The sequence below is a fragment of the Pseudoalteromonas sp. Z1A6 genome (assembly GCF_011378745.1).
Taxonomy (GTDB): domain Bacteria; phylum Pseudomonadota; class Gammaproteobacteria; order Enterobacterales; family Alteromonadaceae; genus Pseudoalteromonas; species Pseudoalteromonas arctica.
Map to the genome: position 1 here is coordinate 1 of NZ_WTKW01000091.1, position 13,437 is coordinate 13,437.

Genomic DNA, 13,437 nt, shown 5'->3' on the forward strand with positions numbered 1-13,437 from the left:
TGAGCTTTTATTTAGTGCTGGAAGTGATAGTTGGTTCACTTTTTGAGTAGAACGGTCAATATTTGCAATTTTTATTAAGGAGTTACCACCAATTATTAATAATAATAGTGTGATAAATATAAAACCACCCCAAATACGTTGGCTTACTGTCAGGTTCATAAGATTTCCACTCAAAAGTACTTCAATTAAGACTTATCGGCGTTTGTACCAATAAGTTAAGTAATTAAAATCAATTACTTTAACTAATTTTAACTATTAATTGATAAATCTAACAGATGTATTGTTTTTTTTCAGTTTATTTAGACGAAAGGTGGGATTTTTCGATAATTACTTTTTTAGTACTCAGCTCCATTAGGGTCATGGTGTTACCCCATACACAGCCTGTATCTAAGGCGTGAACCCGCGGATTACCTGTCCTACCTTCAAGCGCGGCCCAGTGGCCAAAAATAATATCGTGTTTAGTTTTAGCTATATTAGGATGGTTAAACCAAGGGGTTAATGTTTGGCTATCGGTTATTGCACCCTTTGCATTAAGCTCGAGTTTGTTATCACTTGTTAAAAAGCGCATGCGGGTAAAATAATTAACTATGTATCTAAATTTTGCAAAGTCATCAAGATTGCTTGACCACTGCTCCGGGTGAGTTTGATACATGTGTTCAAAAAACGCTTTGGCATTATGTGATTGATAACAGCTTTGTGCAAATTGTGCTTGTTTTAGCGCATCTTCAATAGACCAATCGGGGTTTAATCCGGCATGAGATATAAAGCAGTTATGTTTTATAAGCTCTAAGGCCAATGGTTGGGTTTGTAAAAAGGCGATGTAACGCGCTAATTTTGGGCTTTCAAATATTGGGTTTAGTTTATCTTTTGGATTGGTAGGTTTGTTAAGAAAGTAGCAGGCAACCATGTGAAGGTCGTGATTGCCAAAAGTGATGGTCATGCTATTTTGGTGTTGGTAAATATAGTCTAAGCAGGCTAGGGAGTCTGGCCCGCGGGCAACTATGTCGCCAACTAAATAAAGGTGATCTTTGCTTGGGTTAAAATCAACTCGTTGCAAAAGGGTGTTAAATTCACTAAAACACCCTTGTAAATCACCTATCGCATAATCTGCCATTTAAGTGCTTAATGCAAAATGTTAGGGCAAGCCAAACGAAACACATTAATAGGCGCCTGAAACTCAGAGCCAAATTCGTTGCGTAACGTGTAGTGGCCTTGCATTGTGCCCACAGGTGTATCTAAAATTGCACCGCTGGTGTATTTATAGCTTTCGCCTGGACCAATGTCTGGCATTTCGCCAACAACGCCTTCACCTTCTACTACTACTTCTTTGCCATTTGCATCGGTAATTAACCAATAGCGGCTCAGTAATTTTGCACTACATAAACTATGGTTTTTAATCGTTACTGAGTAAGCAAATACGTATTTTTCAAGCTCAGGTTGAGATTGGCCTTCTACGTAAAATGTTTCTACAGACACCTTTACAGGCGATCCAATATTACTGCTTGTTGTCATAAATCCAGTTAGCTATATCAATAAATTGTTGTAAAGATAAGCGCTCAGCACGCAGCGTTATATCAATGCCAATGCTAGTAAGCTCTTCTGCAGTTAGTAAATTACCTAAACTGTTACGCAGTGTTTTACGGCGTTGATTAAAGGCTTCTAAACACACTGTGTTTAATATTTTAACGCTTTTTGCTGTACGTTGCTCTGGCTTTTTAGGTATTAAACGAATAACCGCAGAGTCAACTTTTGGCGCTGGTTTAAAGCACTCAGGTGGTACTTCAACAACCGGCATTGCATTACAGTAGTATTGAGTCATTACGCTTAAGCGGCCAAATGTTTTACTACCTGGGCCTGCTACCATGCGTTTTACTACTTCTTTTTGAAGCATAAAGTGCATGTGCTCAATATGATCTGAAAATTCAAAAAGGTGAAACAATAACGGTGTCGAAATATTGTAAGGTAAGTTACCAAACACTTTTAATTTTTTGTCATCGCGAACCAAGCTTGCAAAGTCAAACGTCATTGCATCGCCTTGGTTAACGGTTAATTTAGGACCCAAAAATGGGTGTTCAATTAATCGTTGTGCTAAGTCTTTATCTAATTCAACAACCGTTAAATGGCCGCTTAAGTCGGCCACTGGCTCAGTAATTGCGCCAAGGCCGGGGCCAATTTCTACTAAGTTGTCTTCTGGTTTAGGATCAATCGCAGAGACTATTTTATCGATGATAGATTCATCAAATAAAAAGTTTTGCCCAAAACGCTTACGAGCGCGGTGTCCTAAATGTACTTTATCGGTCATTGATTTTGTGCTTTTTCTTGGGCGAGCTTAATTGCTTCGCGGATCGCTAATTCAAAACTGCCAACGTCAGCTGTACCAGTCCCTGCTAAATCGAGTGCAGTACCGTGGTCAACTGATGTGCGGATAAATGGTAAGCCAAGGGTAATATTTACCGATTTACCAAATCCCTTGTATTTTAGCACAGGTAATCCCTGATCGTGATACATAGCAAGTACTGCATCTGCTTCAGATAGGTATTTATCTTGAAATAAGGTATCGGCTGGTAGTGGGCCAATTAAATTCATACCTTCGCTTCTAAGTATCTCAAGCGTTGGCGTGATTGTTTCTATTTCTTCTCGACCTAAATGGCCATCTTCACCGGCATGCGGATTTAAACCACACACTAAAATACGTGGTTTTTCTATACCAAACTTAGTTTGTAAGTCGTGATTTAAAATACCCGCTACTTTAGTTAAACGCTCAGGTGTAATGGCACGCGATACATACGCTAGTGGAATATGCGTGGTTACAAGTGCAACGCGTAAGCCCTCTGTTGCAAGCATCATAACTACATCAGCAGTATTTGACTGCTGCGCAAAATACTCAGTGTGCCCACTAAACGAAATACCTGCTTTGTTAATTATACCTTTGTGAACCGGGCCCGTAACAACTGCATCGAAGGTGCCATCCATGTTTTTTTCGCTTGCTATACGCAAGGTATCTAACACGTATTGGCCGTTACCGTCGTTTAGTACGCCAAGCTCTACATCTGCCCCTAAATCAACCTGATGAATATACAAGCTACCAGCAGGTGCTGCCTTTGCTGGTGCGTTATCATCAAATTTAATTAAGTTTATTGTTAAGCCTAAATGTTTTGCACGTTCTTTTAATAGCTTGCCATCGGCAATTGCTATAAGTTGAACATCCCACGCTTGCTGAGCAAGCGTGAGTAGCAAATCTGGGCCAATACCGGCAGGCTCACCCGGTGTAATAGCAATTCTTAAGGTCATATTTATTAATCTATTGGGAAAATATCAACGTGAGCTTGCTCGCGCATTTCTTGCTGCCAGTTAAAACTTTCTTCCTTAAATTTACGGTTAAATAACATACCATGAGCACGGTTACGTTTAGCCAACTCAGTTTTGTCAGCAACACGTTTGCCAAGTAACTGAACAATATGCCAACCAAACTGTGTTCTAAACGGTTCGCTTATTTCGTCTTGCTTAAGAGAAAGCAATGTATCTTTAAATGCTGGTACGTAAGTAGTCGGGTCTGTCCAATCGTACTCGCCACCTTTAAGTGCTGAGCCTGGATCTTCTGAGTATTCTTTAGCGAGTTCACCAAAGTCAGCAGTTCCTGCGCGTAAGTCTTTTGCAAAGCCTGCAAGCATTGAGCGTGCTTTTTCTTCGCTTAAAATAATTGAAGGTTTAATTAGTATATGGCGTGAACGCACTTCAGTTGTTTCTACAACTTGTAAACCACGAACATCTTGTACTTTAATGATATGAAAACCAGCACCAGAGCGAAGTGGGCCAACAATAGCGCCTTTCTTTTGGCCTTTTACTGCTTCAGCAAAAAGCGACGGCATTTCGTTAATGCCCATGTAACCAAGCTGTCCACCTTCAAGTGCTTTAGAGCCGCTTGATGATGAAATAGCAATACGCTTAAATTCTTGGCCATCGTTTAATAGCTCAATAACTTTATCTGCGCGTGTTTTTGCGCCAGCAATTTCGTCAGCGTTCGCATCGTTAGGGATATCTATTAAAATATGACCAATGTCGTACTCTTCAGCACTTTGACCTTGGGTTTCCATAATTTTTAAAAGGTTATCAACTTCTTGTTCGCTAATATAAATACGGCGATCGACGCTTGCACGTGTTACTTGCTGCGTTGTAATTTCTTTACGAATTTCTTCACGGTAAGCTTGAAAGCTTTCGCCCGAACCTTCAATAGTACGGCGTAAATCGGCAATTGTACCGCCTTGCTCTTGTGCCATGCTTGCAAGAGTTTGATCAAGTTGGCTGTCTGAGATTTGTAACCCCATACGCTCAGCCATTTGCATCATAAGCGCTTGATTAACTAAGCGCTCTACAGCTTGCACACGAAGCGTTTCGTCTTTTGGTAATTGTTGACTTTGTTCTTCGGCTTGCTTTTTAACACGGTTAATAATGGTGTCTACTTCGCTTTTTAAAATTACGCCTTCGTTTACAACGCCAATAACTTTATCTATTTCGACTGGTGCAGCCATTGCACTTTGACAAAGGCTGACACTTAAAACTGCTGATGTTAATAATTTTTTTAAATTCATATTCTTTTTACTACTCTGCTGATAGTACTGTTGTGATACTAGTTACTAAGAAAATACGGTCTACGATAGCCAAAAATACCTTGTTGTAATAATTTTTGTGCATCATAACGGCTTTTACTGCCAAGTCCTTTTAATACAAAATTCAAACTAATACCTGAATCAAAAGTTGCTTGTTCTTGGCCTATTGATTGATTTAAATCTGTTTCAATTTGGCGGTGCCCAGTAATTTGGATAGCCCAACAGCATGATTCATACTGTAATCCGCTCAATACTTCGATACTTCTGTTGTTTTCAAGATCTCGATGATAGCTTGCAATAAATTGCCATTCGTCGCTAATAGGAATACTTGTAAATACACCTGCTTGCTCGATTGTATTTCCTGAGACATCATTTGCATAGCGATGGTTCAATTGTACTAGCTGATTATTATCACCTTTATAATCAAGTGTTACATTTGACTGTACCATTTGCTTGCCATCTGTATCGTATTGAATACCTCCAGCGAGGTACCAACGGCGGTGCCAATGTAACATGGTTTGAGCTGCAAATAGTGCATTATAATTAGTGTCTGAGTTCAAGCCTTGCTCTGTTGGCTTGGCGTCATCACTTAAATAAAATATTTGGCCGGCACTAAAATTAAATACTTCTTCTTGTTTTTTATCAAATAGGCGCGTTGTAGCACCTAAAGTAAACTGATTCGCTGCTGCTATGCGGTCAACACCTGAAAAGCGCACGTCCCTAAATAAACCATAATAATCATCTTGCAGTTTGGTTGTATCAAACAAGCCAATATCTGACTGATCTTTATTAGGTGTATATAAATACTGAATTTGCGGCTCTAGTGTTTGTATAGCATCTTCAAAAAAGTAAGATGCGTCACGCTCAAAATTAAGCTGAGAGTACAAACGTACTTTTGGGATAGTACGCGATACAGTATCGCTATATTGCGTGCCTGTTAAGTTTCCGCTTTGCTTGTAATTAGTTTGCAATAAGCTCACTTCAGATAAAAATGACCACGCATGCGTTGCGTAGTTGTAGCGTGCTTTTGGCTCTACGTGTACACGTGTTGCGCTGTCTATGGCCACTTCTGATGAGTCATTAGTAAAATGGCTAATCTCCCCAGACACACTAAAATCAAAATTATCAAAACGCCAAGGCGCAGTTTGCGTAAAATTAACTTGTGGTATTGCAGTATATGACTCTAAGTGATCGCCCAGTACTTCAAAGTTTTGTACTTTAATATCGGTGCGCCATGTATCACCCAAATGAGTAAGTGAGCCAGTACGATACAGCTGTGTATCGGTTTTACTTGCGTAATTTGAGCTTAAATCGGTGATGTAGTTATCATCGCTCACATTGGTTACATCAACGTTTGCGCGCCAGTTTTCACCCAGATAACTTTGCTGTTGCCAATGAAACATGTAGCGTTCATTCAAGTCTGGCTCAGAATCATCACTATCTAAATATTCAATCCCTACTAAACCTTCGTGTTGCTCCGTTAGGTATCTAAATTCTGTTTGTAATTGCAGCCCTTTGTTAGACATATAACGAGGCGTAATAGTGGCATCAAAATTAGGTGCAATATTTAAATAGTACGGCGTAATTGTTTCAAGACCGTATTTGTCAGAGCTTGAAATAGTCGGGGTAAGTAAACCCGATTTGCGGCGCTCATCTAGCGGAAATGTAAAATAAGGTAAATATAAAACCGGTGTATCGAGAATGCGTAATACGGCGTTATATGTTTCGCCCCAGCCTTCTTCGCGTGAAAGGTTTATTTCGTCAGCTTCAATTTCCCATACTGGGGTGTCACTTGGGCAAGTAGTAAAGCTTGCATTCATGAGTAATAGGCCAGACTGATTAACAGTGAGCTTTTCAGCGCCGCCTTTACCTTGTTGTTCGGTTAGGCTGTAGTCGGCGCCTAACAAACTGACTTCTGAATTATTTAAATCGGCATTTAATCCGGTGCTGTTTACTTTACTTACGTAATCTTGATAAGTAATTGGCCCCGTTGCATTTAATAAACCACGCTGTTTGTCTATCAACGCAGTTTGTGCGGACAAACTCATCTTAAGGGTGTTAATATCAACATTGCCGGTAAATTCAGCGCTTTGAGTGCCAAGTAGCTCAACATCATCAGCTTGAATATCAACTTCACCAAGGTTAAGGCCTTCAAGTGGTTGCCAAGCTCTGGTTTGCATTGAAATGCCACAAAGGTTGTGTGCCAGTTCAGTTTCGGCAAGCGATGGTGCGCTAACTACGCTTAGCATCAATATGCCCCAGGTTTTGCTCATTTATCGACCTTAATACTGTGTGTTTAATATAATATACACATAATAAAGGAAAATAATGGCAATTACAGTAATTGACCTAATTAACTTAGTGAAAAATAGATATCTTATAAAATGACACGCTTTGAGAATTTACAACAATTTATAAACATACACCTTAACGCCAAGTCGCATACTTTAAACGCGATCACGGGTGATGCTAGCTTTCGCCGTTATTACCGTTTAAATCACGATAATAAGCATTTAATAGTGATGGACTCAGATCCAAAAAAAGTAAATAACGAACCTTACATTTCGCTAAATCAGGTGTTTGTTGAGCAAGGTTTTTTACTTCCTACTATTATTGCAAGTGATGAGAAACAAGGCTTTTTTGTTCTTAGTGATTTAGGGAGTACGCACCTAGCTGACATGCTTGATGATGCAAACCGCACCGAGCACTATCAAGCATTAATTAGTTTAAGCGCTCAATGGGCTAAAACGCCCACAGCTTCTGCTATGCAAGCGTACAACGAAGATTTTATAACACTAGAGCTTGATATATTTAGCCAGTGGTTAGTGAGTGACTTTATTAATGAGCCACTAAGCACAGAGCAAAAAGTAATGTGGCAAACAAGTTCAGATCTATTAATAAAGGCCATGCTTGAGCAGCCAACTGTTACCGTTCATCGCGATTACCATAGCCGTAATATTATGAACAGTAACGGCCAGTGGGCAATTATAGATTATCAAGATGCTGTACGCGGTCCGCTTTGCTACGATTTAGTATCGCTACTACGCGATTGCTACTTTAAACTGCCTCAAAAAGAGTTAACAAGCTTGCTTGATTTTGCTTATCAAGAATTTACAGCTCAAAACTTAATGGTTAACACTTCATTTGATGAATTTAAATATTGGTTTGATTTAACAGGCTTACAGCGCCATTTAAAAGCGGCAGGAATATTTTGTCGATTATATTTACGTGATGATAAAACAGGTTATTTAGACAATATTTTACCGACGCTTGATTATATTATTGAAGTAGCGGCAAATTACCCAGAGCTTAAAGCATTGAGTGAGTGGACAAAAAATACCATAGTGCCAAAAGTGACTGAAAAGTTAGCAAAGGAGCGCTCATGAAAGCGATGATTTTAGCTGCAGGGCGCGGACAGCGTATGATGCCGCTTACGCAAAATATGCCAAAGCCAATGTTAAAAGTGGCAGAAAAACCACTTATTGAGCACCATATAAATAATCTTAAAGCTGCCGGTATTACCGATATTGTAATAAACCTTGCGTGGCAAGGTGATAAAATAAAAGACTACTTTAAAGATGGCAGCCAATTTGGCGTAAACATACTTTATAGCCAAGAAGTTGAAGGTGGCCTTGAAACGGCTGGCGGTATAATTGAAGCGTTACCGCTGTTGGGTGACTCGTTCATTGTAGTAAATGGCGATGTATACACCGACTATGATGTAAGTGCGCTAATGCAACTTCATTTACAACCCGGTGAGGCGCATATAGTGCTGATAGAAAACCCGCCACACAATCTAGATGGCGACTTTGCATTGAGCCATTTATCGGCCGAGAGTCAAAAATATACCTTTTCGGGGATTGGCCGGTATCAGGCTGATTTTTTTAAAGGATTAACGCAAGGTATTCGCCCTTTAGGGCCTATTTTACGTGAAAAGCTAAATGAACATTTAGTCTCAACTGAGCTCTATATAGGGCAGTGGGATGATATTGGTACACCAGAGCGTTTAAACCAATTAAACAAGCGCCTTGAGGCGTAATAACTCAATTTTTAAGAAGGCAGTATTATAGATGTGGGGAAAAATTCTCGGTTTTTGTTTTGGCTTTATGTTTGGCAAAATATTTGGTGCCATTTTAGGTTTATACCTAGGTCATTTATTTGATAAAAGCTTAAAAAATAACTTTGATAAAGCAGGCGGCTTTTCTAGTTTATTTAGTGGTGACGATGTTCACGAGCGCCAAGCTTTATTCTTTTCAAGCTGCTTTGCTGTCATGGGGCACATTGCTAAATCGAATGGTCGAGTTAGCGAAGTACATATAAAAGCGGCTAACTTGTTTATGGATGAAATGGGCTTAAAAGGCGAAGAACGCCGTGAAGCACAGCATGCATTTCAATCAGGTAAAGAGAGTGACTTTTCACTTAAAGAAACAGTACACGATTTTAAAGAACGCTTTGCTAAACGAAATGATTTAATACAGTTATTTTTAGAAATACAAATTCAGATGGCATTTTCTGATGGCGTGCTAGCCGAGCAAGAAAAGCAACTATTAGCAGAAGTAAGTAAACAGCTAGGCATTTCTAAAACACACTTTGCATTTGTATTAAAGCGTTATCAAGCTGAGTTTAACTTTAGAAAGCAACAACAGCGCTTTAATCAGCAGCAACAAAACCAAGGTCAAAGTAGTAGTTACCGTGAAGGTTCTGGCCACCATGTACCGCCAAATAATAATATGAACCGTGCGCAAGCATTGGCGTTATTAGGCTTAAGTAGCGATGCAACGCAGCGTGATATAAAAGTAGCGTACCGTAAACTTATGTCGCAACATCATCCAGATAAATTAGTATCGCAAGGTTTACCAAAACACATGATGGAATTAGCTGTTAAAAAGAGCCAAGATATTCAAGCTGCTTATGAGTATTTAAAAAAGTCGGCGTAAAAAACCGTCTATTTCTTTTGTTAGGCGTGCGTGTTGATCTGGTTGATCGCGCAGGCCAAACAACTGGCGTTGGCGGTAATCAAACTTTGCATTTCGGTTAACCCAGCGCTGACGATTTTTAAGACTCATTAAGATGTCTGTGCTGTCATTTGCATAGTAAATATCAAGCAAGGCAGGTGTAACAAGTGAAGCCGTTTGGCTCAAGCTTTCGTTACGCTTTGTGTTAGGCAGGTAACTACTTAAACTTATAAACGCCTCAACTCTCTCGTCCGGAAAATCTGCATAGTACTCCAACAACACACCCGCACTCGTACCTTGTGCAATAACCACTATATTACTCGAGTCTTCCATTGCAGTTTGATACAGCGCATTAAAACGAGAAATGAGATTTATTTTGTAGTTATCGAGCACGTCATCAGTTACTTTTTCAATTGCATTAACGTAATGAGGTTCTTCTTTTATTTTTGCAGGCTGTGATTGTGCGCTTGTTGCTGTGTCGGGTGATGCAGGTTCATCGGCTTTACTAGGCGCAGCTTCGGCTTCGCTGGGCATTGCTTCGGCCATTTTACTTGCTTGCCAGTCAATGTCGGGTACTGTCATTGCGTAGGTGCTGTAACCTAAATTATTAAGCTCTTTGCGCAAGTAGCTCATACCTGAATTATTGGTAGGTGAAGAATGCCAGTCGGGTATAAGTATTACGATACCTCTAAAATTACTACTCATATACTCGCTGTAAAGGCTTAAAAATTCTGTTTCACCCGCCAATATAGGCTTTATTTCATCGCTTGGAAGTAGTCGCTCAATATCGCTATTTTCAATACTTGATAGGCTAGGTGGAGCAATATGTTCAGCTGCGCTGATGGGGTTAGCTAAAAGTAGGGCACAGCTGAGCTGTATATAAAAAGCCCCTTTTAAAAACCGTGGAAATAGCATAACGCACCTAACTAATGACAATTAGTTAGGTATCGGCAAGGTTATCTAAAAGTTTAATGTATAGAGCGAATTAGCTAGTAAATTTGAACCTGCTAAAACTCTAATTCGGCTTCAAAAGTAAGTACTTGCTCAGTTACAGGGTGCTTTAATTGCAGCATTTGTGCATGTAATTGTAAGCGAGGAGCGGCAGCAAGTGCCTCTTTGTGGGCGTAAAGTCTATCACCTAAAATAGGATGACCAAGGCTTAACATATGCACACGTAGTTGATGCGAGCGACCAGTGATTGGGGTTAGCTCTACACGGGTTGCATTTTCTTCACGCTCAAGTATTTTGAAATGCGTAAGCGAAGGTTTACCTCTGTCGTGATCAACCATTTGTTTTGGGCGATTAGGCCAATCACAAATAAGGGGTAAATCTACTGATCCTGTTTCAGCTTCAAGTTGTCCGTATACACGTGCTATGTAACGTTTAGCTGTTTCGCGCTCTTGAAACTGCATACTTAAGTGCCTGTGCGCTGCTTTATTCATGGCAAGGCACAGTATGCCAGAAGTCGCCATATCTAAGCGGTGCACTATTCTTGCTGTAGGAAAAACACGATTAACACGATTAATTAAGCTGTCGGCATGTTTAGGATCTTTACCTGGGACAGTTAATAACTCACTTGGTTTATTAACTATCAGTAAGTCGTCATCCTGAAAAAGTATCGTTAAATACGGACTCATAGGGGGATTGTAATTAACTAACACGGCCGACCTTAGTAAATTTTGAAGGTCGCTATTTTAGTAGAGCAGGCCAACAGGCTCAAGTAAAAGTTTGGCTATATTGTTTTAACTAATAATCCAAGCCTTAGCTCCTTTAAAGCACTTTTATAACTTAATTTCTTGCGCTGTTAATAGTCGATATTCACCACTGGCCAAGTTGTCATCTAGGGTAATTCCCGCAATCTGCTCGCGATGCAGCTCAACTACTTTGTTATCTACCGCGTAAAGCATACGCTTAACTTGATGATACTTACCTTCACTTATTGATAAACGCAGGCCGTAATTAGCAAGTCTCTCTGCTATAGCTGGGCGGGTTAAATCTTTTTCGTTATGCAGCATGACACCTGTTCGTAATTGCTCAAGGGCTTCATCGGTAATCGGCTCTTGGGTTTCGACGAGGTAGGTTTTAAATTTATTGCTTTTAGGTGACGTAATTTTATGTGACCAATCGCCATCATTAGTAATAATAACTAACCCTGTGGTATCTATATCAAGACGACCTGCTACATGAAAGTCACTCATATTTGGCTCATCAAGTAAGTCAAAAACAGTTTTATGTAGCTCGTCACTGTTAGCACATACATAGCCAACAGGTTTGTTTAGCATGTAATAACGCTTACCTAAAAATACCAAAGGTGTACCTTGGTACAGTACTTCATCTGGCTGGGCTAGCTGAAAATTATGTGATGTGATTACTTCGCCATTAACGCTTACTTCTTTTCGCTTAATACTCGCGCGAGCTTGGGTACGCGGTATTTCAGCTAAGTGGCTAATAAATTTATCTAAGCGGCAAGGGAATTTCATTTTGGTTCACATTTTTAGTCGGCTACAATGGGCGCGATTATAGCCGATAGTGAAATACCATGACAGTGCACAGCACACAAATTTTAAGCCTTTACCAAGCAAAAATAGACACGGGTGAACTGTGTTTTGATGCTGCGCAGCAAAATGCGGTGGAAGCTTTAAATACGCTAAGCGAGCAACTTCAAACTCACACATCGTGGTGGCAAAAAGCGACTTTAATAAAAGGTGTTTATTTATACGGACCCGTAGGGCGTGGTAAATCCATGTTAATGGATTTGTTTTATAAAAACCTACCTATTGAGCAAAAGCAGCGGCTGCATTTTCATCATTTTATAGCACAAGTGCATGCCCAGCTTTCGCAGCTACAAGGTCAAAAAAATCCACTAATCCTAATTGCAAAACAGTGGGCTAAAAATATTCGAGTACTATGTTTTGACGAGTTTTTTGTAAGCGACATTGGCGATGCCATGATTATGGCCAGATTGTTTAATGCGTTGTTTGAACAAGGTGTTGTGCTGGTGGCCACATCGAACGCAAAGCCAGAGCAGCTTTATTACAACGGCCTGCAACGGGCGCGATTTTTACCTACTATCGATTTAATTAATAACTATTGCCATATAATTAACGTGGCAGGGGAGGACGATCACCGTTTTAGATATGGTAAAAACAGTCGTCACTATTTTATTAATTTATCAAATCACGATTTTGAAAGTAAGTTTTTAGCTTCGTATCCGGCTGTAACATGCAGCAACACAGTTAGTGTGCATGGGCGCAATTTACCTTATTTATTAAGAGCCGATAATGCCTTGATGATTGATTTTATGGCGCTATGTTCAGGCCCACGCAGTGCTAACGACTATATGTTTTTAGCAACGCAATTTGATGTGTTATATGTATCGAACGTGCCGCAAATGGGTGCTAAAGCAACGGGTAAAGTTATTGTTCATGGTATAGAAGATAGTTACCAACGCGAAAAACAAACGCTTGATGAGCACACCTTTGACGACGAAGCACGGCGCTTTATTGCCTTAGTAGATGAGTTTTACGATTGCCATAAATTGCTAGTGATAAATGCGCAAACCGACATTGAACATTTGTATAAAGGTAAAAAGTTGAGCTTTGAATATGCACGCACGCAATCGCGCATAGTCGAAATGCAAAATTGGTAACGCTTTAAAATATATTGTAAACGAGCTTGCTCACGTGAGAAGCGCTGATTGCTATTCATTGCCTTACTAAAGCGTAATGCCTCTTAAAATCCTTGCGAATAAATCACTTAAAAACTTGAAAAACTCCGAAGAGAAGTAAAAGAGGAGTAAATGAGAAGACATAAAACATAGTAATTATTTATTTTTACTTCTCTAAAGCGCAGCGCCCTCTTAGCCTCTTTGTGAA

14 protein-coding genes are annotated in these 13,437 nt (G+C 39.8%); 4 read left to right on the forward strand and 10 right to left on the reverse strand.

The window, feature by feature from the left end; translation table 11 throughout:
- From GQR46_RS07870 to lptD, 7 genes are all read right to left on the reverse strand, one after another.
- Window positions 1–159, reverse strand: a 159-nt coding sequence (locus GQR46_RS07870; protein ID WP_165740634.1) for an MCP four helix bundle domain-containing protein, incomplete at its 3' end; no start/stop codon positions are given.
- A 136-nt stretch (window positions 160–295) separates the two neighbouring features.
- A complete protein-coding gene (locus GQR46_RS07875) occupies window positions 296–1,114 on the reverse strand; it encodes a symmetrical bis(5'-nucleosyl)-tetraphosphatase (RefSeq protein WP_165740635.1) in 819 nt (272 codons plus the stop codon).
- Window positions 1,115–1,122: 8 nt separating this feature from the next.
- Window positions 1,123–1,512, reverse strand: coding sequence for a Co2+/Mg2+ efflux protein ApaG (gene apaG, locus GQR46_RS07880; RefSeq protein ID WP_007585091.1), 390 nt, complete (start codon window positions 1,510–1,512; stop codon window positions 1,123–1,125).
- Entirely contained in the window at window positions 1,496–2,302 is an 807-nt protein-coding gene (gene rsmA / locus GQR46_RS07885; RefSeq protein ID WP_002960838.1) for a 16S rRNA (adenine(1518)-N(6)/adenine(1519)-N(6))-dimethyltransferase RsmA, read from the reverse strand. The genes apaG and rsmA overlap by 17 nt, the downstream gene beginning before the upstream one ends.
- Complete coding sequence (gene pdxA / locus GQR46_RS07890) at window positions 2,299–3,291, reverse strand: 4-hydroxythreonine-4-phosphate dehydrogenase PdxA (RefSeq protein ID WP_165740636.1); 993 nt, start codon at window positions 3,289–3,291, stop codon at window positions 2,299–2,301. Before pdxA ends, rsmA begins: the two co-directional genes overlap by 4 nt.
- A 5-nt stretch (window positions 3,292–3,296) precedes the next feature.
- Entirely contained in the window at window positions 3,297–4,589 is a 1,293-nt protein-coding gene (surA, locus tag GQR46_RS07895; RefSeq protein WP_165740637.1) for a peptidylprolyl isomerase SurA, read from the reverse strand.
- Window positions 4,590–4,627: 38 nt separating this feature from the next.
- Window positions 4,628–6,880 (reverse strand): LPS assembly protein LptD, encoded by a 2,253-nt coding sequence (gene lptD, locus GQR46_RS07900; protein ID WP_024589798.1) that lies wholly within the window; start codon window positions 6,878–6,880, stop codon window positions 4,628–4,630.
- A gap of 111 nt (window positions 6,881–6,991) precedes the next feature.
- Here lptD and GQR46_RS07905 point away from each other — a divergent pair, with 111 nt between their 5' ends.
- From GQR46_RS07905 to djlA, 3 genes are read left to right on the forward strand one after another with little or no spacing between them, the layout of a single operon-like run.
- Entirely contained in the window at window positions 6,992–7,993 is a 1,002-nt protein-coding gene (locus GQR46_RS07905; RefSeq protein WP_165740638.1) for a phosphotransferase, read from the forward strand.
- Window positions 7,990–8,646: an N-acetylmuramate alpha-1-phosphate uridylyltransferase MurU gene (gene murU, locus GQR46_RS07910; protein WP_165740639.1), complete on the forward strand. Its 657-nt coding sequence runs from the start codon at window positions 7,990–7,992 to the stop codon at window positions 8,644–8,646. The genes GQR46_RS07905 and murU overlap by 4 nt, the downstream gene beginning before the upstream one ends.
- A gap of 31 nt (window positions 8,647–8,677) precedes the next feature.
- A complete protein-coding gene (gene djlA / locus GQR46_RS07915) occupies window positions 8,678–9,544 on the forward strand; it encodes a co-chaperone DjlA (RefSeq protein ID WP_007585079.1) in 867 nt (288 codons plus the stop codon).
- Here the strand turns inward: djlA and GQR46_RS07920 are convergent.
- The 3 genes from GQR46_RS07920 to rsuA all read right to left on the reverse strand — a co-directional run bounded on the left by GQR46_RS07920 (window position 9,527) and on the right by rsuA (window position 12,042).
- Window positions 9,527–10,477 carry a DUF3530 family protein gene (locus tag GQR46_RS07920; protein WP_165729247.1) on the reverse strand — a complete coding sequence of 317 codons (951 nt, stop codon included), beginning with the start codon at window positions 10,475–10,477 and terminating at the stop codon, window positions 9,527–9,529. The genes djlA and GQR46_RS07920 overlap by 18 nt on opposite strands.
- Before the next feature lie 92 nt (window positions 10,478–10,569).
- Window positions 10,570–11,223 (reverse strand): bifunctional tRNA pseudouridine(32) synthase/23S rRNA pseudouridine(746) synthase RluA, encoded by a 654-nt coding sequence (gene rluA, locus GQR46_RS07925; RefSeq protein ID WP_024589793.1) that lies wholly within the window; start codon window positions 11,221–11,223, stop codon window positions 10,570–10,572.
- Window positions 11,224–11,343: 120 nt separating this feature from the next.
- Window positions 11,344–12,042: a 16S rRNA pseudouridine(516) synthase RsuA gene (gene rsuA, locus GQR46_RS07930; RefSeq protein ID WP_165740640.1), complete on the reverse strand. Its 699-nt coding sequence runs from the start codon at window positions 12,040–12,042 to the stop codon at window positions 11,344–11,346.
- 59 nt (window positions 12,043–12,101) lie between these two features.
- On the opposite strand from rsuA, the gene zapE reads away from it, so the two are divergent.
- A complete protein-coding gene (gene zapE / locus GQR46_RS07935) occupies window positions 12,102–13,211 on the forward strand; it encodes a cell division protein ZapE (RefSeq protein ID WP_165740641.1) in 1,110 nt (369 codons plus the stop codon).
- Window positions 13,212–13,437: the final 226 nt, after the last annotated feature.